Below are 23,947 nucleotides of genomic sequence, written 5' to 3'. Positions count from 1 at the left end.
GTCTCCTCGGAGACCACCGGCCGGCCGGGTGTGCGCCGTTCCCGTCCCCACGGTACGGCGCGCGGGTGGGCCAATCGTCATCCGCTCGGGCGACGGCCCACGTTCATCCGGGCCCGCCCCCCACCCTCGCCAACCCGGTCGCCGCCGCCGCGATCGGCCTGGTCCTGCTCGGAGAACGCCTCCAGGGCGGGCTGCTCGGCCTGATCCCGGCGCTCATCGGGGCTGCTGCCGCTGTACGGGGTGTGCTCCTGCTCAGCCGGGCGCAGGCGCGGACCACGGCCGAGGCCGTTCCCGCCCCGGCAGTCACGAGGCCGCAGTCGAGGGTCGTCATCACCGGCCCGGCCCTCGCCGCCCCACGCGCCGGGGAGCCGCTCTCGCTGCGCCCGGAGCCGGTCGGGACGGCGGGCGGCCCCGGGTAGGAACCGTCCGGCTCCGGTCAGGAACCGTCCGAGGGGCGGGGCACGGCGCGCCTTCCGGTCCGGAAAGCTCCTCGATCGCCCTGGCCAGCCGGCCGGGTCCAGAACGTCTCCAGATCGATGCCCCGCGCAGGACCAGGTGGCGCAGCCGGTCCTCGTCCGCGGTCCGCTCCGGAGGGAAGTCACGCCGCTCGATCTCCAGGTACTCCGCCAGCTGCTCCTGGTGCAGGGCCAAGTGCCTGCGCAGCTCCCCGGCCGTCCCCAGGGCGTCGACCACGGCGGCCGCCCGCATTCTCAGCAGCAGCGGATCGCGGACGGCCCGCGGGTCCTCGGCGCGCGAAACCCAGGCCGACAGCTCCCCGCGGCCCGCGGGGAGCACCCCGTACTCCTTCTTCTGCCCACGGGCCGGGTGCGCCGTGGGCAGGCCCCGGATGTGACCGACCTGTTGCAGCTTTCCCAGCTCGCGGTAGATCTGCTGATGCGTGGACGGCCAGAAGTAGCCGATCGACCGGTCGAACCCGCGCGTCAGTTCGAGACCCGACGACGGCTTCTCGAGCAGGGCGGTGAGGATCGCGTGCGTGAGTGACATGGACTGAATCCTGGAGAAGGCAGCGCCGGGTGCTCACAGCTCGGCGGCGAGCTCCGTGCCCTGCCGGATCGCCCGCTTGGCGTCCAGCTCGGCGGCCACGTCGGCGCCGCCGATCAGGTGCACCGGGCGGCCCGCGGCGCGCAGCTCCTCGTACAGCTCACGGCGCGGTTCCTGACCCGTGCACAGCACCACGGTGTCGACCGGCAGCAGATGCTGCTCGCCGTCCACGGTGAGGTGCAGGCCCTCGTCGTCGATCAGGTCGTAGGAGGCGCCGGAGATCATCGTCACGCCACGGTGGCGCAGTTCGGTGCGGTGGATCCAGCCGGTCGTCTTCCCGAGCCCGGCGCCTACCTTGCTCGCCTTGCGCTGGATCAGATGCACGGTGCGCGGAGGCTTCGGGCGTTCCGGGGTCCGCAGCCCGCCCCGGTCCGTGTAGTCCGTGTCCACACCCCACTGGCGGAAGAAGACTTCCGGGTCCAGGCTCGCCGCGTCGCCCCCGTCGGTCAGGAACTGCGCGACGTCGAAGCCGATTCCGCCCGCCCCGACGACCGCCACCCGGTCACCGACCTCCGCGCCGTCGCGCAGGACGTCCAGGTAGCTGATCACGCTGGGGTGCCCGACGCCGGGGATCGCGGGGGTGCGGGGCTCGACGCCGGTGGCCAGCACGACCTCGTCGAATCCCTCGAGTGCGGCGGAGGTGGCCCGGGTGCCGAGCCGGAGCTCGATCCCCTCCTCCGCGAGCCGGGTGCGGAAGTAGCGCAGCGTCTCGTCGAACTCCTCCTTGCCGGGGACCCGGCGAGCGACGTTCAGCTGACCGCCGATCTCGTCGGCCGCGTCGAACAGCGTCACCGCGTGCCCACGCTCCGAGGCCGTGACCGCGCACGCCAGCCCCGCGGGGCCGGAGCCGACCACGGCGACGCGCTTGCGGACGCGGGTCGGCGCAAGCACCAGTTCGGTCTCGTGGCAGGCGCGCGGATTCACCAGGCACGAGGTGATCTGCAGGCTGAAGACATGGTCCAGGCAGGCCTGGTTGCAACCGATGCAGGTGTTGATCGCGTCGGCGCGGCCTTCCGCCGCCTTGGCGACGAAGTCGGGGTCGGCGAGGAAGGGCCTCGCCATGGACACCATGTCCGCGCGGCCTGAGGCGAGGATCTCCTCGGCCAGCTCGGGGGTGTTGATGCGGTTGCTGGTCACCAGCGGTACGGAGACCGCGCCCCGCACCTTCTCCGTCACCCAGGTGAAGGCTCCGCGTGGCACGGAGGTGGCGATGGTCGGGATGCGGGCCTCGTGCCAGCCGATGCCCGTGTTGATGATGGTCGCACCGGCCGCCTCCACCTCGCGTGCGAGACGGACGACCTCCTCCAGCGTGGACCCCCCGGGCATCAGGTCCAGCATGGACAGCCGGTAGATCAGGATGAAGTCGGGGCCGACCCGTTCGCGGACGCGCCGCACTATTTCGACGGGGAAGCGGATGCGGTTCTCGTACGAGCCGCCCCAGCGGTCCTCGCGGTGGTTGGTCGCGGTGACGATGAACTCGTTGATCAGATAGCCCTCTGAGCCCATGATCTCGACACCGTCGTAGCCCGCGCGCCGCGCCAGCTCCGCGGCCCGGACGAAGTCCTCGACGGTCTCCTCGACCTCGTCGTCCGTCAGCGCGTGCGGAGTGAACCCGCTGATGGGGGCCTTGAGCGCGCTCGGCGCCACCAGGTCCGAGTGGTGGGCGTAGCGCCCGAAGTGCAGGATCTGCATCGCGATCCGGCCGCCGGCGGCGTGCACGGCCGCCGTCACCTCGGCGTGCTGCTCCGCCTCCGCCTCGGTGGTCATCATGGCGCCGCCGGGGAAGGAGCACGCACGCTCGCTGGGCGCGATCCCCCCGGTGACCATGAGGCCCACCCCACCGCGTGCGCGGGCCGCGTAGAAGGCGGCCATCCGCTCGAAACCGCGCTCGGCCTCCTCGAGGCCGATGTGCATCGAGCCCATCAGCACCCGGTTCGGGAGCGTGGTGAATCCGAGGTCGAGCGGGCTCAGCAGGGTGGGGTACGGGCTCATCCGGGGCTCCTCGCAGGTGTCGTCGAGCCAGTTGTAGACCACTCGGACAGGGCTATGCAACTAGTTGCACAATGATGTGCGTCGCAGTCCTGACGCGGGCGGCCCACGAATGGCGTAACACCACCGGACCCCGCAGCCCGGCCCGGACGACAGTGGATCCGTGCGGCTCGTCGCCGCTGTTCCTCCTTGCCGACAGGAGACACCCATGACCTGCATCAACCGGCGTGACCTCGGGCTTCTCGTACTCCGGGTCGGCACGGGAGCCGTCCTGGCGGCCCACGGCAGCCAGAAGCTGGGCGGGTGGTTCGGCGGCGGAGGCGTCGAAGGGACCACCGCGGCGATGGAGGCCATGGGCTTCCACCCACCGAAGCACAGCGCCCTGGCGGCCGGCCTCGGCGAGGCGGGCGGCGGAGTCCTGCTGGCCCTCGGCCTCGCCACCCCCGCGGCCGGTGCCGCCGCGGCCGGCACGATGGCGGGCGCCGTCGCCGTGCACGCGCCCGCCGGCTTCTTCGCGATGGGCGGCGGCTACGAGTACCCGGCGTTCCTCGGCTTCACCGCTGCCGCGATCGGAGTGACCGGCGCGGGCCGCTACTCCCTGGACCATGCCACCGGGCACGTCCTCGACCGGCCGTGGGTCGTCGCCCTCGCGTTCGCGGGCAGCGCCCTGGCAGCGGCGGCCGTCGTCGGCCGACGTGCCAAGGGGCAGACGGCGGCCCGGAACGAGCAAGGCGACGAGGAGGCGTAACTCTCTCGCATTGATCGCCGTTTCAGGGGCAATCGGCAGTGCATGAATGCGAACGCACTGTCTATGAACGCACGTGGTCAGGCCAGAAGAGCCGCGCGCAGCCGCGCCATGGACGTGGGGGCCCGCGCCGGGTTCGTGGCGCGCGGGGTGATCTACCTGTTGGTGGGGCTGCTCGCCCTGCGCATCGCCTTCTCCGACGGAGGCGGGCAGCAGGCCGACCGGGGCGGCGCCATCGCGGAGCTGGCGGAGCAGCCCTTCGGCAACATCCTGCTGTGGGCACTAGGCGTGGCACTGGCCGGCATGGCTCTGTGGCGCCTGTCCGAGGCGCTCTTCGGCCAGGCCGGCCCCGACGGGAACAAGGCGAGCAAGCGGGTTACGGCCGCAGGACGCTTCCTCTTCTACGCCTTCGTGTCGTACTCCGTGCTCTCCTACGCCGCCGGTGACCGGAGCAGCGGCAGCGGATCGAGCGACCAGCAGACCGACGACGTCACGGCGCGCGCCCTGCAGTGGACCGGCGGCCAGTGGATCGTGGGCATCGCAGGCGCGGCCGTGATCGGTGCGGGTGTCTGGATGGCGTACAGGGCCCTCGCTCGTAAGTACCACAAGCATCTGAAGACGGGCGTGATGACGAAGAAGGTCCGTCAGGCCGTCGACGTCACCGGCGTCTTCGGCGGCACCGTCCGGGGCGCGGTCTTCGCCACAGCGGGCGGTTTCGCCGTGGCAGCCGCCGTCCAGCACGAACCGGGCCGCGCCAAGGGCATGGACGACACCCTGCGTTCCTTCACCGAGACGCCCGCGGGGCCCTGGCTGCTCGCATTCATCGCGGTCGGCCTGGCAGCCTTCGGCCTCTTCTCCTGGGCCAACGCCCGCTATCGAAAGATCTGAGCGGAGTCCTCGGAGCAGTGCCCATAGGCGGACCCCTTCCGTGTGACGCCCCGCCGCATCTGCTCAGTCGAGTCCGCGCGCGTCCCTGAACCGGGCCAGCCCTTCCGAAAGGCCCACGACCGGCTCCGGGTAGCCGCAGCGTGAGCGTTCCGTCTCCGGCAGCTTCCACGGCTCGTGCACGGCGGGCCCGGAGATCTCCGCGAGCTCGGGCACCCAGCGGCGTACATACGTGCCGTCCGGGTCGTACCGCTTGGCCTGTGTCACCGGATTGAGCACGCGGTTGGGCCGGCTGTCCGTGCCTGTCCCGGCCACCCATTGCCAGTTGAGCTGGTTGTTGGCGATGTCCCCGTCCACGAGCAGCTCCAGGAAGTGACGCGCTCCGGTCCGCCAGTCCACGTACAGCGTCTTCACCAGGAAGCTCGCCGTCAGCAGTCGGCCCCTGTTGTGCATCCAGCCCTCGTGCAGCAGCTGCCTCATCGCCGCGTCCACCACCGGGTAGCCGGTGCGGCCCTCCTTCCAGGCGGCAGTGTCGTCCGACGCCGCCCGCCCGGTGCGCCAACCGTCCTGCCGGGGGCGGTAGTCGGAGTGGGAGGCCGCCGGGCGAGCGGCCAGGACCTGCCGGTGGAAGTCCCGCCAGCAAAGCTGCCGTTCGAACGCTTCCGCGCCCGGGCCGCCCGCGGCCCGGGACCGGTCGACCAGCTCGGCGGGGGAGAGCGTGCCGAAGTGCAGGTGCGGGGAGAGCCGCGAGGTCGCGTCGCCCGCGAGGTCGTCATGGCGCTCCTCGTACGCCGCGAGCCCGTTCCGGCGCCACGCGGCGAAGAGCTTCCGCCCCTCCGCCTCCCCGCCCTCGGCGAGGCCGGGGGAGAGCCCTGGGGTGTCCGTCCGCGAGGGCAGCGCGGCGGAAACCGGGCCCGCCGGCACGCGTACGCTGCGAGGCGCACGGAACGGGGCGCGGATGCCCTCCTCGGACCAACGGCGGAAATACGGGGTGAAGACGGAGAAGTGGTCCCTGCCCGCGCCCGAGGGCACCACCGCACCGGGCGCGACCGCGGTGACCACGGCCTCGTGTACGCGCAGTCGGCAGCCCACGGACGTGAGGGCCTCGCGCAGCCGCTCCTCGCGGCGATGCGCGAACGCGCTGACGTCCGACGCCATGTGCACCGCGTCCGCACCGGTCTCCGTGACGATCCGCCCGACCTCGGCCGCGACGTCACCCTCCCGCAGGACCAGACGCCCGCCGCGCTCGCGGAGACCCTCGTCCAGGTCACGCAGGCAGTCGGCCAGGAAGGCGCGCCGGTTGGGCGCGCCGAATCCGGCGGCCTCGACGGCGTCGTCCAGGACGAAGAGGGGAACCACTTCGTCCGCCGACGCGAGAGCCGCGTGCAGCGGCGGATGGTCGTGCAGCCGCAGATCGGCGGTGAACAGGACGACTGCCACGCTCATGACTTTCCCCTCGCTGATCTCCTGACGGCGGCCCGTGCGATGTTGCGGGCCATCCCGCCGAAGACCACCGCGTGGAAGGGGGACACAATCCACCAGTACGCGTGGCCGGCCAGCCCGTAGGGGTGGAAGACGGCCCGCTGCCGGTAATGGGACCGGCCGCCCTCGCCCTGCTCGGCGTACATGTCCAGCCATGCCAGGCCGGGCAGCCGCATCTCCGCGCGGAGCCTGAGCAGCCGCCCGGTCTCGATCTCCTCGACCCGCCAGAAGTCCAGTGAGTCGCCGACCCTCAGGCGTTGGGCGTCCCGCCTGCCCCGGCGCAGGCCCACCCCGCCGATCAGCCGGTCCAGCCATCCCCTGACCGCCCACGCCAGAGGGAACGAGTACCAGCCGTTGTCGCCGCCGATCCCCTCGATGACCTGCCACAGGGCGTCGGGTGTCGCGTCCACATCGAGCTCACGCACATCCGTGTACAGACTGCCGCCCGCCCAGTCGGGATCGGTGGGCAGCGGATCACTGGGGATGCCGGGAGTGGAGGCGGACGACCACCGTGTCGTCACCCGCGCCTCGCGGATCCTCTGCAAGGCCAGCGAGAGCGCGGTGGCGAAGGAGAAGGGCCGCCCGGGGCCGTCGGGCACATGGCCGGCGATGTCGTGCTCGTGGCACACGACCTCGTAGCGCAAGGACTCCGCGAGCGGGCGGGCGATCGACGCGGGTACGGGGGTGACCAGTCCGACCCAGTGACTGGACAGACCCGGCGACAGCATGGGCACCGGCAGGATCAGCCGGCGGCGGAGCTTGGCGACCTCCGCGTACCTCTGCATCATGTCGCGGTAGGTCATGACGTCCGGGCCACCGATGTCGAAGGCGCGGTTCACATCGGCGGGCATGCGGGCACTGCCCACGAGGTAACGCAGGACGTCCCGGACCGCGATCGGCTGGATCCGTGTAGACACCCAACTGGGGGTGACCATGACGGGGAGCCGCTCGGTGAGATAGCGCAGCATCTCGAAGGACGCGGAACCCGAACCGATGATCACCGCGGCGCGCAGCGCGGTCGTGGGCACACCCGATTCGAGCAGGATGCGTCCTACCTCGGCGCGCGAGCGCAGATGCGGGGACAGGTCCCGCTCGGGGACGTCGGCGGGAGTGAGTCCGCCCAGATACACGATGCGCCGGATCCCGGCGGCCCGCGCCTGCTCGCCGAAGGTCCGGGCCGCCTCGCGGTCAGTCGTCTCGAAACCGTGTCCGCTGGTCAACGCGTGCACCAGGTAGTACGCGACGTCGATATCCGCCATCGCCGCGCGCACGGACTCCGCGTCCGCCACATCACCTTTGACGACCTCGACCTCGCCCGCCCACGGATAGTCCCGCAGTTTCTCCGGCGTACGCGCCAGACAGCGCACCGGGTGGCCCGCGTCCAGCAGTTCGGGTACGAGGCGGCCCCCGATGTATCCCGTCGCGCCGGTCACCAGACACCGCAGTCCGCCGCTGTCGTCCCTGCTGTCCATGGCCCCTCGCTCCGGCTCGTGTGTCCTTCGTCCACGGTGTCACCCGTGCGGAGGATTCCGTCTGCCGAAGGGGCCCTGACACGCCGAAGCCCACCCCACCGGGTGGCGGGGCGGGCCGGAGGTCAGTGCTGTTCGGTTCTTGCGGTGGCGGTGCCCTTGATGACGCGCGGGTCCGCCGGGTCGGCAGGGGAGACACCGTCCGTCTTCAGGGCCCGCGCCTCGCTCTTCAGGATCCGGGCCGACTTGCCCAGGGAGCGGGCGAGTTCGGGGAGCTTCCTGGCGCCGAAGACCAGGACGGCGAGGACGATGAAGATGGCGATCTCGCTGATTCCGAACATGACGACTGTCTCTCCCTGACGGTGTGGGCCGCTCTCACGGCGACCGCGAAGATGCCCTGGGGCGCCCGGGCGGGCCAAATCTACAGCACTGTAGAAGACGGCGTCAGGGTGTCTCCCGGTCCGGACGTCAGCCCTCGTCGCCCTCCTCTTCCTCTTCGTCGCCCTCGAAGAAGTCGCCCACCTCGTCGATGACTTCCGCGGCGACCAACCCGCCCACGACACCGACGGCGACACCTGCCGCTCCGACTGCCACCGCGGTGCCCAGGCCCGGGCCCGAGTGATGCGCAGGCCCGTCACCGTGGCCGTGCGCCCCCAGGGGGCCGTACAGCGAGCGGGCTTCGGTCAGCGCCCGGATCCACCGGTCGATCTCGGCGGCCAGGTCGCGGCCCTGGACCTCGTGCGCGCCGATGGTGAAACGGCTGACGGTGTCACCGCCGCCGGAGTTGAGGCCTCCCCGCTTGTCGGCCTCCAGCACGACCTCCAAGCCGTCGGCTCCGGCGAGGAACGTCACCTCGACCTCGTTGACCCGGTCCGCGTACTGCGGCGCGGGCGAGAGCTCGATCTCCTGATAGAAGGGCAGCCGCTGCCCGCTGCCGCGGATGTGCCCGAGCTCCAGGTCGGCGGACCTGAAGCCGAACCCGAGCTGTCCGAACGCCTCGAGTACCGCCTCCTGGGCGGGCAGGGGGCGCACGGTGAGCCGGTCGAGGTCTCCCTTGTCCCTGGCGCCCGCGACGGAGAGCTCCGTGCGTACGCCGAGGACGATCCCGAGGTCCTGTCCGTAGAGCTCGGTGACCGGGGTCTCCCAGGGGAGTGTCACCGTGAACGGGATGCTGTGCTCCGTGTCCGCGGCCAGGGTGAACCCGCCGCTGACAGTGAAGCGCTCGAAGGCGACAGCGCCCTCGGACTCGCCTTCCTCGTGCTCGGACTCGACGCGCGCGACGAGCTCCAGCGTGATGTGCTCGATCGTGAAATCGGCACTGCCGCCCTTCAGTCGGACCTGGCCGCCGAGGCTGCCGCCGGGAGTGACGGCCTCGAGCTCCAGGACCGTGTCGACGGTAGGGCCGCCCACGCCGAGCGAGCCGAGCAGTTTCTTGAACACCATCGTGGCGTCCGCTCCTTCTTCCGTACGCGAAGAACGCGTTCAGCAGAGTTCTACACAACTGTAGAAGTATAGAGGCGGGACGGCGGGTGAAGTGGCGCCACCGCCCCTCGGGTCCGCGCCCTAGTATGGGGCGGTGAACAGTGCGGACGACCCTCGTGACGGAGTGCCCCCCGGTGTCACCGGGGTGTCGGATCTCCAGGCGCTCGCCGTGGAGTTGCGCCGGATGAACGGCGAGATCAACCGCCTGGTTCACGCTTTCGCGCATGCGCAGGGCCTCCATGCCACCGACGTGCAGGCGCTGGGTGCGATCCTCGACGCGGACATACCGCTGACCCCCGGCAGGCTGCGCGACCACCTCGGCCTGACGTCCGGCGCGGTCACCGCGTGCCTGGACCGACTGGAGCGCGCCGGTCACATCCGGCGCGCGCGGGAGAGCTCCGACCGCCGTGTCGTGCATCTGTACTACGAATCCGGGGCCAAGTCGGCTGCCCGCACCTTCTTCATGCCTCTCGCCGAGGCGGCGGCGGGGGCGCGCTCGGCGTCCGAGCCCCAGGAGCTTGAGGCCGCGCTCCGTTTCCTCGGCCGGATGAACAGTGAACTCGCCCGCATGCAGGTTCCTCGGCGCTGAAGCACCACGCCGGTGCAGAGGCATGCCGTGAGCCATGTAATCTCAATCATTGAGATACATCATGATTGAGAGATAGCGGCCGACCCAGGAGTGCCATGTCCACCGCATCGAAGCCGGTTCGCCGGCTGATTCTTATCCCTGTGTTCCTCGTACTCGCCTGGCTGGTCGTCGGCGGCTCATTCGGCTCGTACGCCGGGAAACTCGGGGAAGTAGCAACCAACGACCAGGCCTCGTTCCTGCCACAGAGCGCCGAGTCCACTCGAGTCGTCGAAGCCCAGAAGGCGTTCAGCCGGCAGGAGACCGTGCCTGCCATCGTCGTATGGACGTCGGGCGAGGGCGGCGAGGAGATCGGCCCGGAACAGCAGAAGGCGGCCACTGCCGCGCTCACCTCGGTCGAGGGCGGACCGGGAGTGACCGGCAAGGTGAGCCCCGCGCTGCTGTCCGAGGACCGCAAGGCGCTGCAAGGCGTCGTCCAGTTGAGGCCGGATCTGGAGGACGGACTTCCTGACGCCCTCGCACATATCCGGAGCGTTGCGGAGGACGTCCCGGGAACGGTGGTCGGGCTGGCGGGCCCCGCGGCCTCCCAGGCCGACCTGTCGGACGCCTTCGCCGGGATCGACGGACTGCTGCTCGGCGTCGCACTGGTGACCGTGCTGGTCATTCTGCTCCTGGTCTACCGGAGCGTCCTGCTGCCCCTCATCATCATCGTCGGTGCGGTCTTCGCGCTCGGCGTGTCCTGCGCGATCGTCTACGTACTGGCCGACCACGACGTCCTCCGGGTCGACGGCCAGGTCCAGGGCATCCTGTCGATCCTGGTCATCGGTGCCGCCACCGACTACGCGCTGCTGCTCACCGCACGCTTCCGTGAGGAGCTCGGGCGGAAGCCCGACCGGTGGGCCGCGATGCGCGCCGCTCTCCGTGAGTCCGTCGGGCCGATCACGGCCAGCGCCGCCACCGTCGCCCTGGGACTGCTGGCTCTTCTTCTCAGCGACCTGACCAACAACCGCGCGCTCGGACCCGTGGGTGCCATCGGCATCGTGTGCTCCGTCCTGAGCGCGCTCACCTTCCTGCCCGCCGTCCTGGTCCTGCTCGGCAGGGCCGCGTACTGGCCGTCCGGCCCGAAGAAGGGGCAGACCGAGCCCGAAACCGGTTCGACGGGCATCTGGTCGCGGATCGCAGGGCTCGTCGACCGCTCCCCGCGCAAGGTGTGGGCCGTCACGCTGGTCGGCCTCGTGGCCTGCGCGGCCTTCATGCCCACGCTGAACTCCAAGGGGGTGCCCCTCGAGGAGATCTTCGTCAACGACACACCGTCCGTCACCGCGCAGGAGACCCTCGGCCGTCACTTCCCCGGTGGATCGGGCAACCCCGCCGTCGTGATCGCCGGCGCGGACCGGTCGAAGCAGGTGGTCGCCGCCGCCGAAGAAGTCCCCGGTGTCGCGAGCGTCTCCGTGAAGACGGCCTCGGGGCGCCCGGACAGTGGAGAACCGCTCGTCGTGGACGGACGGGTCCGTATCGACGCCACCCTGGCGGACGCGGCGGACAGCGACGCCGCCAAGGAGACGGTCACACAGCTGCGCGACGCGGTCCATGCCGTTCCCGGCGCACAGGCACTCGTCGGTGGCTACACCGCTCAGCAGTACGACACCCAGAAGACCGCCGAGCACGACCGCAACATCATCGTGCCGGTGGTGCTGGTCATCATTCTCGTCATCCTGATCGGCCTGCTCCGTTCGCTGCTGATGCCCCTGCTTCTCGTGGCCACGGTGGCGCTCAACTTCCTCGCCACCCTCGGTATCTCGTCGCTGGTCTTCGAGCATGTCTTCGGCTTCAGCGGCACCGACTCCTCCGTGCCGCTGTACGGATTCGTCTTCCTGGTCGCGCTCGGCGTCGACTACAACATCTTCCTGATGTCCCGGGTCCGCGAGGAGTCCCTGATCCACGGAACCCGGCAGGGCGTACTCCGCGGACTGACCACCACGGGCGGGGTCATCACCTCGGCCGGGGTCGTACTGGCGGCCACTTTCGCGGCTCTGGGGGTCATCCCGCTCGCCTTCCTGGTCCAGATCGCGTTCATCGTCGCGTTCGGCGTCCTGCTGGACACCCTCGTGGTGCGCTCGCTCCTGGTGCCCGCTCTCGTCCGTGACATCGGGCGTACCGCCTGGTGGCCGGGCGTGCTCAGCCGGGGCGAGAGGGAAGTGCCGGCGGGGGGTGAGTCCGTGTCCGCGCCTTGAGAGGGCGGCACGGCACCGCTTCGAGAGGTGAGGCCCTCCGTGTCCCGGTGAGACGAAAGTCCCACCGGGACATTTTTCTGTGTACGATGCAGCTATGAGTTCGACAGGGAACGGCCCGGTCCGGCGCAGCCGCAAGGCGCGCAGGACCCGGGACACGCTGGCCCAGCACGCGTTCGATCTGGTACTCGAGCGCGGCCTGAGGAGCGTGACGGTCGAAGAGATCGCGCAGGCGGCCGACGTCGACCGGCGCACCTTCAGCCGGCACTTCCCGAACAAGGAGGCCGCCGTCCTCGACGCAGTGCGGGGCGACGGCGAAAGAATCAACCGGGCGCTCCGCGAGCGTCCCGCGGCCGAGCCACCGCTCACCGCCTATCGTCTTGCCGTCCTCGACTGGCTCGACGACACGGAGGCGGAGCCCTGGCATCTGCGGCCGCGCATCTTCGACCTGCTGGTCATGGCCGAGGAGGAACCGGCTCTGTACGCGGCGTACCACCACATCCGTGTGGGCGCCCAGGAGGAGTCGGTCGGGATCATCGCGGAACGGCTCGGTGTCGATCCACGGCGGGACCTCCGTCCGGCAGTGGCGGTCGCCGCGGGAGCCGGAGCGCTCCTGTCGGCCCAGGCGGCGTGGGTACGGGGCGGCCGGCCGGCAGCCCTGCCCGAGTTCGTCGTACAAGCCTTCGACGCCCTCTCCGCGAACCTGCTGGAATTCCGGCGGGACGGGCCGGCGCCCCACAGCACCACGCAAGGAAGCACACCATGAGCACCAACCTCCCCACCGCCTACGAGACCGAGTTCGCCGGCAAGGTCGCCCTCGTCACAGGCGGCGCGTCCGGCATCGGCCTGGCCCTCTCGCGGCGGCTCGCCGCGAGCGGCGCGGCCGTAGTCGTCGCCGACTACAACGAGGAGAGCGCCCGCAACGCGGCCGACGAGCTGCGGGCCACCGGCGCCCGCGCCGCCGCGGTCGCCCTCGACGTCACCGACCCCGCTTCCGTCGAGGCCGGTGTCCGGTTCGCCGTCGACACGTTCGGCGCCCTGCACCTCGCCGTGAACAACGCCGGCATCGGCGGCCCCGCGCAGACCACCGGCGAGTACGGGATCGAGGACTGGAACAAGGTAGTCGCCACCAACCTCAGCGGCGTCTTCTACTCGATGCGCTACGAGCTCCCGGCCATCCTGGCCGCAGGCGGCGGCGCCGTCGTCAACATGTCGTCGATCCTCGGCACCAACGGCTTCGCGAACTCCCCGGCCTATGCCGCGGCCAAGCACGGCGTCGTCGGCCTCACCAAGACCGCCGCACTCGAGTACGCGGCACAGAACGTGCGTATCAACGCGGTCGGCCCCGGTTTCATCGACACCCCGCTGCTCCGCGACACCGACTCCCCGGCCCGCGACCACCTGATCTCCCTGCACCCGGCAGGCCGCCTGGGCACATCGGAGGAGGTCGCCGAGCTCACCGCCTTCCTGCTCTCCGACCGCGCCTCCTTCATCCACGGCAGCTACCACCTGGTGGACGGCGGCTACTCCGCCTCCTGATCCCCGGAGTGGCGCATCGCCACCACCAGGGTCACAAAGGAAGTACGGAGAACGAAGGAGAGACATGAAAGCCGTCCAGTACCGCACCGTCGGCGCCGCGCCCGAGGTCGTCGAGATTCCCGAGCCCGTGGCGGGGCCAGGCCAGATTCTGCTGAAGGTCAGCGCTGCGGGCGTCTGCCACTCGGACATCGCCGTGATGAGCTGGCCCGCGGAGGGATTCCCCTACGAGCTGCCGCTCACACTCGGACACGAGGGTGTCGGTACCGTCGCCGCGCTCGGCGAGGGCGCCGAGGGCTTCTCGGTGGGCGACTCGGTCGCGGTCTACGGCCCCTGGGGCTGCGGCACCTGCGTGAACTGCGCCGAGGGCCGGGAGAACTACTGCCTGCGTGCGGCCGACCTCGGCATCAACCCGCCCGGACTGGGCAACCCGGGTGCCATGGCCGAGTACATGATCGTCGACGACGCCCGTCACCTGACGCCCATCGGTGACCTGGACCCGGTCAAGACGGTCTCGCTGACCGACGCGGGCCTCACTCCGTACCACGCCATCAAACGGTCGCTGCCGAAGCTGCTGCCCGGCGCCACGGCCGTGGTCATCGGTACCGGTGGCCTCGGCCACGTCGCCATCCAGCTGCTGCGCGCCATGACCGCCGTACGGGTCATCGCCCTCGACGTCACGGAGGAGAAGCTCGCGCTCGCCCGGACCGTCGGCGCCCACGAGGCAGTGCTTTCCGACGCGAGCGCGGCCGCCAAGGTCCGCGAGCTCACCGGCGGCATCGGTGCCAAGGTCGTCTTCGACTTCGTCGGCTCCGAACCGACCGTGAAGACCGCCGGAGCGATGGCCTCCGTCGACAGCGACGTCACCATCGTCGGCATCGGCGGCGGACTGCTGCCCGTCGGATTCGGTGTCCTGCCGTTCTCCACGTCGGTCACCGCGCCGTACTGGGGCTCGCGAAAGGAGCTCGCCGAAGTCATCGAGCTCGCCCACGCCGGCTCCGTCGACGTCCACGTCGAGACGTACTCCATCGACGAGGCCCCGCTCGCTTACGAGCGACTGCACGCCGGAAAGATCAACGGCCGGGCCGTCATTCTGCCCAACGGCTGACCGCCGCTGACGACTCGCCTGGACGCCTGCCGAAGGCGCCCGGCGAGTCGTCCGCGCTCTCAGGGCGCAGCCGTCACCGAGTCCGACCGGGTCAGCCGCACGGGCTCGGTACCGGACGCGCTGTGCCGCTCGGCCCAGCTCTCCAGCGCCGTGCGGCAGGCATGGTCCAGGTGGTTCAGGCCGGACAGGTCCAGCGCGATGGGCCGGTCCTTGGGCAGTGCCTCCAGGCTGTCGAGTATCTTCGGCAGCCGCAGAAAGGTCGCGTTGCCGGACAGCCGGGCCCGGACACCTTCGGCACTGCTGTCGACGATCTCCAGCTTGATGTGTGACGCGTCCCAGGCCGCCTTGGCCACCGACAGGGCCAGCCCCGTCAGCACACCCTCGAACATGTTCACCGTCACGATCGCCACGGCGGTGACGACCAGGATCAGCGCCTCACCGCGGTGCTCACGCCAAAGCTTCACGAGCGGGCGCAGCGGGATCAGCTTCCATCCGGCGTGGATGAGGATGCCGGCGAGGGCCGGCAGCGGGATGAGACCCAGCGCGGACGGCAGAAGTGCTGCGAACAGGAGCAGCCACACACCGTGCAGCACCCGGGAGGCCCGGGTCCGTGCGCCCGCCTGTACGTTGGCGGAGCTGCGCACGATGACCGCGGTCATCGGCAGTGCGCCGAGGAATCCGCACACGGTGTTGCCCGTGCCCTGGGCCATCAGCTCTTTGTCGTACTCGGTACGCGGCCCGTCGTGCAGCCGGTCCACCGCGGCCGCGCTGAAGAGGCTCTCCGCGGAGGCGATCAGGGTGAAGGCCGCGATTGTTCCGAGCAGGCTCGGGCTCGCGAGCCCGCCGAACTCGGACAGGGCGGGGATCTGGACGGCGTCGAGCAGCCCCTGGACCTGGACCGTCTCGACCGGCAGGCCGAACGCCAGCGTGACGAGTGTGGCCAGTACGACCGCGGCGAGTGCGCCCGGCACGGCCCGGACCCGCTTCGGCATCTTGTTCCACCCCACCATCAGGGCGATGGTCGCGGCGCCGACCGCGAGTGAAGCGAGAGCCGCGGGACTGGACATGACGTCGGCCAGCAGCCCCGGGATGCCGGCCATCTTGCCGGTACCGGAGAGCGGTGCCTCGACGCCTGCGGCCGCGTAGAGCTGACCCGCGATGAGGACCAGGCCGATGCCTGCGAGCATGCCCTCGACGACCGAGACCGAGATGGCCCGGAACCAGCGGCCGAGCCGCAACGCGCCCATGGCGAGCTGCAGCAGCCCGGAGATGAGCACGATCACCCCGAGCACGGGGAGTCCGAAGGTCTGGACGGCCTCGAAGACGAGCACGGTGAGACCGGCGGCAGGCCCTGACACCTGGAGGCTGCTGCCCCGCATGAAGCCGGTGACGAGACCGCCCACGATGCCGGTGATCAGGCCCAGTTCGGCCGGGACCCCGGACGCGACGGCGACGCCCACGCACAGCGGCAGGGCGACCAGGAAGACAACGAGTGACGCGGCGAAATCCTGCCGCAGGTGGGGGAATTTGCTGACACGGTCCATGGCGGTCCTCATCCCGTGCGGAAGGGGGCCGAACGCACGTCGCCGGGCGGGGGTGCCCAGACGGCGCTGTCGCTGATCCTTGGGACCTGTTCCGTGGGGTGGTCGGCGAAAGATTGCATAGCAGCGGTTCCTCCTGGCGCGCCGGAGGACGGCGCGTCGGCATGCGTACGAGAACTGGGTGCGCGGCGGGCAGCTCGGCATGACCCCATGACGACGAGTCCCGCAGGACCGTGGACAAGGGGCAGGTCTCCGAGCGCCTGGGCTCAGCTCAGCAGCGGAACACCTGAAGTACGGGGGAGGAGTGCGCGGTCGAGGATCTGGAGGCGTGATGGGCGTTGCCCATCGCCGCGACGGCGGCCGGAGCGAGCGCGCCGCCGACGTCGCTCGTCACCGCGGAGCGCGAAGGGAGTTCGGGAGCGGGAACGGTCGCGGAGCGATGCCGGTCACGATGGCGCAGAAGGCCGTTCGGCTCGCCCCCGCGATCGGATGTGCCACAGGCCCCGTACTCCCCGTACCCCCCGTGCGCGGCTCCCACGCTCGCATTCGCCGGAGTGTCCCCCCGCATTTCCGAAGCGTACGCGTGCACATCTGTTGACGGCGTGCCGGAGGACGGGGCCAATAGGAGGCCCATCAGGAACGCGAGCACGCACCGGACCGCCGCTGCTCGCACCCTTCACCTCCTGCTGTGCTTTCGCTCCTCCTTCGCGACGCTAACAGGCCGGAGGGATTATGGAGTTAACCCTTTGTGAAGAGTCCGAAAGTAGATGCCCATCGAGCCGAATTATGTGGCGGAGCCCTGTGGCCTGGGATGTGCCTCACTATCGGTTCTCAGTATTTGAGATCAACTGTGCCTGTGTGGCTCATGCATATGTCGGTCGAGCGATTTCGGTCCTATTCGTACGTTCGTTCGCATCGTGAGTGGCTGTTAACTCGCGAGAAAGGCAGTCGGCGTTTATCGAAGGCCCTATGCGGTGCGTTTACGCCGAACAGGCACGAGTGGAGTCAGTCGTCGGTCGGCGTGGCGAAGCCCGCCGCGAGCTGTTCCGGGGTACGGGGGCCGGGAGTCGCGCCGTCCAGCAGACCGTGCGCACGCAGCATCCGGGTGGCCGCTATGCCCCACGGCAGCCGCAGCCCGGCATCCCGCAGGAGATCCGTACGGGCCAGCATCGTGGGCGCGGATCCGGCGCGGACACCCGCAGGGGTGAGGAGCGCGGCGTCGTCGGCCCAGCGCAGGGCGAGATCGACGTCATGGGTGGCCATCATGACGGTGGTGCCACTGTCGCGCAGGGAGCCGAGCGTGGCGAGCAGCCGTTCCTGACCGTCCGGATCGAGCCCGGCGGTCGGCTCGTCGAGGATCAGCACACGGGGCCTCATCGCGATCGCACCCGCGATGGCCGTCCGTTTGCGCTGCCCGTAGGAGAGAAGGTGGGTGGGCCGGTCCGCCAGGGCCGTGATGTCGAGGGCGGTGAGCGCCTCGTCCACCCGGGCCCGCACCTCGGTGTCGGGCAGACCGAGGTTCAGTGGTCCGAACGACACGTCCTGGGAGACGGACGCGGCGAACAGCTGGTCGTCGGGGTCCTGCACCACCAGTTGGACGGTGGTACGCAGCAGGGTCAGCCCTCTTCGGTCGTACGTGACCGGACGGCCCTCGACCGTCAACTGCCCGTCGCGCGGACGCAGTCCGCCACTGAGAAGCCGCATCAGCGTGGTCTTCCCACTGCCGTTCCGGCCGAGCAGGGCGAGCGCACGCCCTTCGTGCGCCTCGAAGTCGAGGCCGCTCAGCACGGCAGGGCCGTCCTCATAGGTGAAGGACGCGCCCCGCAGGGCGAGCAGTACGGACTCGCTCAAGACAGGGTCCTTTCCAGGGCGAAGGTCAGGGCGGTGAGGGCCCCGAGCAGTGTGACGCTCACGGCCACGAACCGGACGGAGACGGGGGTCGCAGGCACCAGGACGCGCAGGGTCCCGTCGTAGCCGCGCCCGGCCAGCCCCGCCTGGAGCCGCGCCGCGCGGTCGAAGGCCCTGATGAACGCGGTGGCTCCGAGCCCTGCCAGGGACCGCCAGGCGGCCGCCCGAGAGGTATGTCCGAGCCTGGCCGCCTGGGCCTCCCTGATGCGGCGCACCGAGTCGAGGAGCAGAAAGCTCATGCGGTACGTCACCAGCGCGACGTCCACCACCGGTGCGGGCACCCCCGCCCTGACCAGGCGAGGCAGCAGGTCGGACATCGGGGTGGTGAAGGCGAAAAGCAGGACGCCCAGCGAGGCGGCCGAGGTACGCAGCAACAGCTCCCCGGCGCGGACCGGCCCCTCGTCGGCCAGGGTGACCGGCCCGCCCGGCCCGCCGATCTGGATGAGGAGTGTGGCCGCCCCGGTGACACAGAAACCCAGGGGCACCCGGTACGCCCGCCACAGATGGCGGACGGTCACTCCCGCCGGCCCCAGCAGCACGGCGAGGGAGGCGACGAGGACCAGGGCCGCGCCGGGCCAGGGCGGCAACGAGATCGCCAGAATGGTGAGCCCCAGGCCGAGCACGGCTTTGTCCGCGGGATGGCGGCGGCGCCAGCGACTGCTGTGCGCCGCCGCGTCGATCGGCAGCACGTGTGCTCAGTTCCCCCGGGTCGCGGGGTCCCCGGCATTGTCTGCGGCGCCACCGCCGTCCCGCTGCGCCGTCGCCCCCAGCTCGCCCTGACGGCGCCCGCGCCGCAGTCCGAAGTAGTAGGCGAGGACGCCCGCGCCGAGTGCGGCCTGCAGGGCGAAGAGTGCCGACTCGATCTCGCCGGACGGCGGTTCGTACAAGGGGGCGAACCAGGGTTCGTAGTCGGGATCGATCTCGGTGATCGCCGTCTCGGCCTGGGCGTCGGAGCCCGCGAACGGCTCTTCCTCGCCGTCACCCAGGCCGAGAGCCAAAGGCAGAACGGCCAGGGCGGCCACGACGAGCAGCAGAAGGGCGTTGATCTTCGTGTCCCTGTTCATCACGCCACCGCCTCGGTCTCGGCTGTCCCGGTCCGGGTCTGCCTGCCGGTGAGGAACACGCCGAGCCGGGTCAGATCCCTCTTGCTGGACTGGACGAGGAGTCGCATCACCAGCACGGTCAGAAGTCCTTCGCTCACCGCGAGAGGGATCTGCGTGACGGCGAAGATGGAGCCGAACTTGGTGAGCGCACCAAGAAATCCGGTGCTCGGGTCAGGGAAGGCGAGCGCCAGCTGCATGCTGGTGACGCAGTAGGTGGAAAGGTCGGCGACGAATGCGCCGGAGAACACCGCAACCATCAGCGGCACGCCGTACCTGCGCAGCAGCTTGTAGACGGCGTATCCCGCCCAGGGCCCGACGATCGCCATCGAGAAGACGTTGGCGCCGAGCGTGGTCAGGCCGCCGTGGGCGAGCAGCAGCGCCTGGAACAGCAGGGTGATGGTGCCCAGGACCGCCATGATCGGCGGACGGAACAGAATGGCCCCCAGCCCCGTGCCTGTGGGATGCGAACAACTCCCCGTCACGGAGGGAATTTTCAAAGCGGAAAGAACGAACGTGAAGGCCCCGGAAGCCCCCAGAAGCAGCGTGCTCTCAGGGTTCTCCCTGACTTCACGTGTAAGGGACCGGACTCCGTGGACGACGAACGGCGCGGACGCGACACCCCAGACGATCGCGTGCGCCGGAGGCAGAAAACCCTCGGCTATGTGCATGACTCAGCAGACCCTCTCCAGCACCTCGTGGATGGTTGAAGTGCCTTGGCCGGTCTCCTGGCTTACGGGTACCACCGCCCGAACTCCGCCTTCCCGGGTCACAAGGACCCAGTGGCTGCCCGCAGGGGCCGGAGCCGGACTTCCCGATCACAGTGGCGAGGGCCGCACCGGCATCGCACCGGATTTCCCGTTCACCAAGGCGAGGCGACAGTAGTGCCAGGCGGGGGCGAAGACAAGCGGGGGCCGTCCCGGAGGCGTGCCCAGGCCATGGCGGTCCGCTCGCGGACATGTTGCCGGCCGTCACCTCCGGCTCCGTCAGGACGCGTGGCGGCCCCGCGCCAGGACACTGATCCGAGTGAAAGTCACGTGCAATGCCTTACCCCTGATGAGGAGAACCACTTGACGCATCGAGTGGACGGTGCCGTCGGCGCCGTCGAACGTTCCGGGCCGGAATCCAACGCGTACGCCTACCTCAGGTACCTCGCGTCCTCCCCACTCGTCCGGCTGGACCTCGAACCGGACTGCGCACTGCTGAGTGCGCCGACCCGGGCGCGCCCCTACAACACCGTGTTCGCAGCCACTTTCGCGCCGGACGGCCTGGAACGCCGACTTAGGGAGGTCGCGCGGATCCATGCCTCCAAGGGCCTCGATGCGGTGTGGTGGCTCGGGCCCGCGGCCACACCGGCCGGCCTGGCCCGGTCGCTGGCGCACGCGGGCTTCCGGACGATGCCGTCGATCCAGCTCATGTCAGCACCGCTGACCGCGAGGATTCCCGCCCCGGAGGGGGCGGGCTCGCACTCCGGGGCCCGTGTCGTGCGCGTGCGCTGCGAGTCGGAACTGGCCGACTTCGTCTCCGTGCACCGGGCGGCCTACGAAATGTCCGAGGCCGAGGCGGACTTCACGCGGTGCGTATGGGAGTCGTTACCGCTCACCGAAGAGGCGCCTCTCCGGCACTTCCTCGTCAAGCGTGGCGCCGAGGTGCTCTCCGCCGCCTCGGTGTTCTCGTACGGAGGCGTCGGCGGCCTCTACAACGTCGCCACCATTGCGTCCGCACGGCGCAGGGGGCACGGACTGGCCGTGAGCCGGGCGGCGCTGGCGGACTCCCGCGCCCGCGGGCTGCGGACGATGACCCTGGGCGCGGAGCCGGGCGCTGTGGAGATGTACCGGCGGCTGGGGTTCGTCGTCACGGGCGAGCTGGCGAGGGCCGCCGTGGCTCCGGCGCCATGAGCGGGAAGAGATGATCCGAAAGTTGAATATGAATATCGTGATCAATTGCTGTGGAGGTGGTGACGGCACCGACGTCACTCGATGACGCAGGGGAAGGAGTCCGCGTGAGCGCGACGAGCGGACCGGCCGGACCGGAGCGGGTCAGTGCAGAGCGGCACCTCTGCGTGGGGGCGGGGCAATGCGTGCTCGCCGCACCGGCTGTCTTCGGCCAGGCCGTCGACGACGGTCTGGGCCTCGCGTACTGGACGGCACGCCGCCAGCTGCCGAACTGCCCGCCGTACGCGATGCCGTGTGGGCGTGTCCGTCGGGTGCCGTCGCCCTGCGCCGGGACGCGGTGCACTGATCCGCACGGTCTCCGGCTCGAAGCGCCTCCGCGAAGATCCGGGTGCCGGTGCCCCGCACCGGCCTGCGGGCGGCCACCGCCCGTTCCCCGTCCCTCTCATCTCTGATCAGTACCTCGTCAAGGAGAAGCACCTCCAGACAGTTCGACCGCCGTGCTTTCCTGCGCCGCAGCGCCACGGGAGCCGTGGCCCTGGCCGTGGGGCCCGGCTTGCTGGCGGCGTGCTCGACCGATGACCCCTCCACCTCCGGGAAGGGGCGCGCCGGCTCCTCACCGCGCACGGGTGGCACGCTCCGTGCGGCCTTCGTCGGGGGCGGCGCCTCCGAGACGCTCGACTTCTTCAACGGCCCCTCGGCGTTGGATCTGGTCCGCGCCCGCGCCTGGCACGGCACCCTCGGAAACCTCGATCCCTCCGCCCCGGACGGCGTGCGCTACGGCGTGCTCAGGGGGATCGACATATCCGAGGACCTGTCCACGTACACCCTGCACGTCCGGCCTGGCGTCCGCTTCACCGACGGATCGACGCTGACCTCCGCGGACATCCTGCATTCGCTGTCCGCCCTCGCGGGCAGGAACATGCTGCCCGTGTACAAGCTGGCCGCCGTGAACTTCGACCTTTCGGCCGCAAGGGCGGACGGTGACCTCAAGGTCGTCCTGCCCACACTCCGGCCCGTAAGGGACGGCCGCATGATCCTGTGTCAGGGGAACTTCCTGATCGTCAAGGACGGGACGCGGCGCTTCGCCGAGGGGATGCCCAGCTGTGGGCCCTTCCGCCTCGGCGAGTTCACGCCCGGCCACCGCCCACCTGCTGCGGACCTTCATCAGCTCGCGGCCTTAGGCCGGACCGCCGAAGGCTACGGAGCGCTTGACGACGCCCTGGTCGCGGAAGCGCGTGCGGACCGCCGTCTCATCGTCCGGGGCCTGCCCGGCCTGGTCTCCTTCGCCTTCGCCGCCCGGCTGGTTTTCGCCCTGTTGCTGGCAGCGCGCGTGTCCTGGCAACTGGACGGCTCGCTGACGGTCCCCACCCTGCTAGCGCTCCTGGTCCTGACGGCCCGTCTGGGCGACAGCCTTTCGGGGGCGGCCGACGTCGGCGCAGGGGCGTATCGCCCGTGACAGCCTGGAGCGACTCGCCGCGGTTCTCGACGAGCAGTCATTCCCGCAGCCCGCCGAGCCCCAGGTACCCCAAGGGGCCGAAGTCCGTTTCGAAGGAGTCGAGTTCCGTTCCGCCGAGCAGGAGAAGGCCCAGCAGGAGGGGCGCGCCACCCGCTCACGTACTCAGCGACGTGAGCTTCCGGCTGCCCGCAGGCAGCATGACGGCTCTGGTCGGGCCGTCAGGGGCGGGCAAGACCACCGTCGCCAGGCTGCTCGCCCGCTTCTGGGACACCACCGGCGGCACCGTCCGGGTCGGGGGCGTCGATGTACGGGATATCGCACCCGAGGAACTCGCCGCTCACGTCTCCCTGGTGTTCCAGGACGTCTATCTTCGAGGGCACGACAGAGGACAACGTCAGGATCGGAGCCCCGGACGCCGGTCACGAGCTGCTGGCCAGGGCCTCGGCATTCTCCGGGGCTCGACCGGGTGATCGAGGAACTGCCCGCCGGCTGGGCCACCAGGGTGGGGGAGGGCGGTAGCGCTCTCCGGCGGCCGGCGTCAACGCGCCGCCGACCTGCTCGCCGAGTCCTCCGCCTCCGTCGCCGGGCCCGCTTCCGGCGGGGTGGCACCGGACCGGGCCGAACAGCTCGTCACCGGCGGTACCGCGGTCTACGGCGAAGCGGTCGCCCGCACCATCGCGGACATCCGGGCGGGTCTGTTGGAGAAGGCCGTCGTCTCGCGAGCGGTCGTGCTGCCCGCCGGACCGGTCGCCGACTTCGCCGCGACCTATCTCGCCGGACGGCGGGCCAACACTCCCGCTCGCTCCTTCCTCATCGACCTCGGCGGACGCAGGGCGGCCGGATTCAGCTCGGAGACGGTCCTGGAGGTCCGGCAGGACGGCCGGGTCAGCACGCAGCCGCTCGCGGGCACCCGAGCCCTGGGGGAAGATCCGGCGGAGAACGACCGGCTGCGGGAGGAACTCCTCACGGACCCCAAGGAAATCCACGAGAACGCCGTCTGCGTACGGCTCGCCTGTGACGAGATGGCGGCGGTCTGCCGTCCCTGGTCCGTCGTGGTCGAGGAGTTCATGACGGTCAGGCCACGCGGTTCGGTGCAGCATCTCGCCTCGCGCGTCACGGGCCGGCTCCGGCCCGGTACCGGACCGTGGGCCGCCTTCGCCTCGCTCTTCCCCGCGATCACCGCCACGGGCTCGCGGAAGCGCGCTGCACTGAGCGCGCTGGCGCGATACGAGGACGGGCCCCGGGGCCTGTACGGCGGCGCGGTCTTCCGAGGGGGCACGGACGGTTCGCTGGACGCGGCCCTGGTCCTTCGCACCCTGCTGGGTGAGGGTGACAGGACGTGGCTCCGTGCGGGTGCCGGCGTCACAGGCCAGTCCGTTCCCGCACGGGAGATCGAGGAGACGTGCGAGAAGCTGCGCGGCGTCGCTCCCCACATCAGGTATGCCGAGAGGTGACGGCGCGCCTGCGGTGAG

18 protein-coding genes, 3 pseudogenes and 1 riboswitch are annotated in these 23,947 nt (G+C 70.6%); of the genes and pseudogenes, 10 read left to right on the top strand and 11 right to left on the bottom strand.

Annotated features, from left to right (window positions below; translation table 11 throughout):
• A pseudogene (locus tag ACWD04_RS21550) lies at positions 1-419 on the top strand (hypothetical protein); the annotation flags it as partial.
• 55 nt (positions 420-474) lie between these two features.
• Here ACWD04_RS21550 and ACWD04_RS21545 read toward each other — a convergent pair.
• Together ACWD04_RS21545 and ACWD04_RS21540 are read right to left on the bottom strand one after the other, a co-directional pair.
• Positions 475-1,005 (bottom strand): annotated as a pseudogene (locus ACWD04_RS21545) (PadR family transcriptional regulator); the annotation flags it as partial.
• Between the two features lie 33 nt (positions 1,006-1,038).
• Positions 1,039-3,054, bottom strand: coding sequence for an oxidoreductase (locus ACWD04_RS21540; RefSeq protein ID WP_451134208.1), 2,016 nt, complete (start codon positions 3,052-3,054; stop codon positions 1,039-1,041).
• A gap of 205 nt (positions 3,055-3,259) precedes the next feature.
• Here ACWD04_RS21540 and ACWD04_RS21535 point away from each other — a divergent pair, with 205 nt between their 5' ends.
• Positions 3,260-3,799 (top strand): DoxX family protein, encoded by a 540-nt coding sequence (locus ACWD04_RS21535; RefSeq protein ID WP_451134206.1) that lies wholly within the window; start codon positions 3,260-3,262, stop codon positions 3,797-3,799.
• 63 nt (positions 3,800-3,862) lie between these two features.
• The gene (locus ACWD04_RS21530; RefSeq protein WP_451134204.1) at positions 3,863-4,684 is read left to right on the top strand and encodes a DUF1206 domain-containing protein; all 822 of its coding nucleotides are present in this window, start codon (positions 3,863-3,865) and stop codon (positions 4,682-4,684) included.
• A 63-nt stretch (positions 4,685-4,747) separates the two neighbouring features.
• On the opposite strand, the gene ACWD04_RS21525 is transcribed toward ACWD04_RS21530, so the two are convergent.
• From ACWD04_RS21525 to ACWD04_RS21510, 4 genes are all read right to left on the bottom strand, one after another.
• Positions 4,748-6,127 (bottom strand): cryptochrome/photolyase family protein, encoded by a 1,380-nt coding sequence (locus tag ACWD04_RS21525; RefSeq protein ID WP_451134202.1) that lies wholly within the window; start codon positions 6,125-6,127, stop codon positions 4,748-4,750.
• Positions 6,124-7,635: an SDR family oxidoreductase gene (locus ACWD04_RS21520; protein ID WP_451134200.1), complete on the bottom strand. Its 1,512-nt coding sequence runs from the start codon at positions 7,633-7,635 to the stop codon at positions 6,124-6,126. Before ACWD04_RS21520 ends, ACWD04_RS21525 begins: the two co-directional genes overlap by 4 nt.
• A gap of 122 nt (positions 7,636-7,757) precedes the next feature.
• Positions 7,758-7,973, bottom strand: a complete 216-nt coding sequence (locus ACWD04_RS21515) for a twin-arginine translocase TatA/TatE family subunit (protein WP_451134198.1) — start codon at positions 7,971-7,973, stop codon at positions 7,758-7,760.
• A gap of 127 nt (positions 7,974-8,100) precedes the next feature.
• Positions 8,101-9,075 (bottom strand): sporulation protein, encoded by a 975-nt coding sequence (locus tag ACWD04_RS21510; RefSeq protein ID WP_451134196.1) that lies wholly within the window; start codon positions 9,073-9,075, stop codon positions 8,101-8,103.
• Positions 9,076-9,208: 133 nt separating this feature from the next.
• On the opposite strand from ACWD04_RS21510, the gene ACWD04_RS21505 reads away from it, so the two are divergent.
• From ACWD04_RS21505 to ACWD04_RS21485, 5 genes are all read left to right on the top strand, one after another.
• Positions 9,209-9,703 (top strand): MarR family winged helix-turn-helix transcriptional regulator, encoded by a 495-nt coding sequence (locus ACWD04_RS21505; RefSeq protein ID WP_451134194.1) that lies wholly within the window; start codon positions 9,209-9,211, stop codon positions 9,701-9,703.
• A 95-nt stretch (positions 9,704-9,798) separates the two neighbouring features.
• Positions 9,799-11,934, top strand: coding sequence for an MMPL family transporter (locus tag ACWD04_RS21500; protein ID WP_451134192.1), 2,136 nt, complete (start codon positions 9,799-9,801; stop codon positions 11,932-11,934).
• A gap of 94 nt (positions 11,935-12,028) precedes the next feature.
• A complete protein-coding gene (locus ACWD04_RS21495; protein ID WP_451134190.1) occupies positions 12,029-12,697 on the top strand; it encodes a TetR/AcrR family transcriptional regulator in 669 nt (222 codons plus the stop codon).
• A complete protein-coding gene (locus tag ACWD04_RS21490; RefSeq protein ID WP_451134188.1) occupies positions 12,694-13,470 on the top strand; it encodes an SDR family NAD(P)-dependent oxidoreductase in 777 nt (258 codons plus the stop codon). Before ACWD04_RS21495 ends, ACWD04_RS21490 begins: the two co-directional genes overlap by 4 nt.
• Before the next feature lie 64 nt (positions 13,471-13,534).
• Positions 13,535-14,575: an NAD(P)-dependent alcohol dehydrogenase gene (locus ACWD04_RS21485; RefSeq protein WP_451134186.1), complete on the top strand. Its 1,041-nt coding sequence runs from the start codon at positions 13,535-13,537 to the stop codon at positions 14,573-14,575.
• Between the two features lie 59 nt (positions 14,576-14,634).
• On the opposite strand, the gene ACWD04_RS21480 is transcribed toward ACWD04_RS21485, so the two are convergent.
• The 5 genes from ACWD04_RS21480 to ACWD04_RS21460 all read right to left on the bottom strand — a co-directional run bounded on the left by ACWD04_RS21480 (position 14,635) and on the right by ACWD04_RS21460 (position 19,795).
• Positions 14,635-16,119, bottom strand: a complete 1,485-nt coding sequence (locus ACWD04_RS21480) for a SulP family inorganic anion transporter (protein WP_451134184.1) — start codon at positions 16,117-16,119, stop codon at positions 14,635-14,637.
• Positions 16,120-17,121: 1,002 nt separating this feature from the next.
• On the bottom strand, positions 17,122-17,967 hold the full coding sequence (locus ACWD04_RS21475; protein WP_451134182.1) for an energy-coupling factor ABC transporter ATP-binding protein: 846 nt from the start codon (positions 17,965-17,967) through the stop codon (positions 17,122-17,124).
• Positions 17,964-18,713, bottom strand: coding sequence for a cobalt ECF transporter T component CbiQ (gene cbiQ, locus ACWD04_RS21470; RefSeq protein WP_451134180.1), 750 nt, complete (start codon positions 18,711-18,713; stop codon positions 17,964-17,966). Before cbiQ ends, ACWD04_RS21475 begins: the two co-directional genes overlap by 4 nt.
• A gap of 6 nt (positions 18,714-18,719) precedes the next feature.
• Positions 18,720-19,088, bottom strand: a complete 369-nt coding sequence (locus ACWD04_RS21465) for an energy-coupling factor ABC transporter substrate-binding protein (RefSeq protein ID WP_451134178.1) — start codon at positions 19,086-19,088, stop codon at positions 18,720-18,722.
• Positions 19,088-19,795 carry an energy-coupling factor ABC transporter permease gene (locus ACWD04_RS21460; RefSeq protein WP_451134176.1) on the bottom strand — a complete coding sequence of 236 codons (708 nt, stop codon included), beginning with the start codon at positions 19,793-19,795 and terminating at the stop codon, positions 19,088-19,090. The genes ACWD04_RS21465 and ACWD04_RS21460 overlap by 1 nt, the downstream gene beginning before the upstream one ends.
• A gap of 30 nt (positions 19,796-19,825) precedes the next feature.
• Positions 19,826-20,009: riboswitch (cobalamin riboswitch) on the bottom strand.
• 185 nt (positions 20,010-20,194) lie between these two features.
• Between ACWD04_RS21460 and ACWD04_RS21455 the strand changes: the two genes are divergently transcribed.
• Positions 20,195-21,022: a GNAT family N-acetyltransferase gene (locus ACWD04_RS21455; protein ID WP_451134174.1), complete on the top strand. Its 828-nt coding sequence runs from the start codon at positions 20,195-20,197 to the stop codon at positions 21,020-21,022.
• Between the two features lie 475 nt (positions 21,023-21,497).
• Positions 21,498-23,929: pseudogene (locus tag ACWD04_RS21450) on the top strand (salicylate synthase); the annotation flags it as partial.
• Between the last annotated feature and the right edge of the window lie 18 nt (positions 23,930-23,947).

The sequence above is a fragment of the Streptomyces sp. NPDC002911 genome (assembly GCF_053591835.1).
Note: the sequence above shows the minus strand (reverse complement) of the source record. Positions and strands in the feature narration are given on the sequence as shown.

Excerpts from the sequence above, each read along its gene's own strand:
- ACWD04_RS21540 (WP_451134208.1), bottom strand. The coding sequence starts at position 3,054 with ATGAGCCCGTACCCCACCCTGCTGAGCCCGCTCGACCTCGGATTCACC.
- ACWD04_RS21535 (WP_451134206.1), top strand. The coding sequence starts at position 3,260 with ATGACCTGCATCAACCGGCGTGACCTCGGGCTTCTCGTACTCCGGGTC.
- ACWD04_RS21530 (WP_451134204.1), top strand. The coding sequence starts at position 3,863 with ATGAACGCACGTGGTCAGGCCAGAAGAGCCGCGCGCAGCCGCGCCATG.
- ACWD04_RS21525 (WP_451134202.1), bottom strand. The coding sequence starts at position 6,127 with ATGAGCGTGGCAGTCGTCCTGTTCACCGCCGATCTGCGGCTGCACGAC.
- ACWD04_RS21520 (WP_451134200.1), bottom strand. The coding sequence starts at position 7,635 with ATGGACAGCAGGGACGACAGCGGCGGACTGCGGTGTCTGGTGACCGGC.
- ACWD04_RS21515 (WP_451134198.1), bottom strand. The coding sequence starts at position 7,973 with ATGTTCGGAATCAGCGAGATCGCCATCTTCATCGTCCTCGCCGTCCTG.
- ACWD04_RS21510 (WP_451134196.1), bottom strand. The coding sequence starts at position 9,075 with ATGGTGTTCAAGAAACTGCTCGGCTCGCTCGGCGTGGGCGGCCCTACC.
- ACWD04_RS21500 (WP_451134192.1), top strand. The coding sequence starts at position 9,799 with ATGTCCACCGCATCGAAGCCGGTTCGCCGGCTGATTCTTATCCCTGTG.
- ACWD04_RS21495 (WP_451134190.1), top strand. The coding sequence starts at position 12,029 with ATGAGTTCGACAGGGAACGGCCCGGTCCGGCGCAGCCGCAAGGCGCGC.
- ACWD04_RS21490 (WP_451134188.1), top strand. The coding sequence starts at position 12,694 with ATGAGCACCAACCTCCCCACCGCCTACGAGACCGAGTTCGCCGGCAAG.
- ACWD04_RS21485 (WP_451134186.1), top strand. The coding sequence starts at position 13,535 with ATGAAAGCCGTCCAGTACCGCACCGTCGGCGCCGCGCCCGAGGTCGTC.
- ACWD04_RS21480 (WP_451134184.1), bottom strand. The coding sequence starts at position 16,119 with ATGGACCGTGTCAGCAAATTCCCCCACCTGCGGCAGGATTTCGCCGCG.
- ACWD04_RS21465 (WP_451134178.1), bottom strand. The coding sequence starts at position 19,088 with ATGAACAGGGACACGAAGATCAACGCCCTTCTGCTGCTCGTCGTGGCC.
- ACWD04_RS21460 (WP_451134176.1), bottom strand. The coding sequence starts at position 19,795 with ATGCACATAGCCGAGGGTTTTCTGCCTCCGGCGCACGCGATCGTCTGG.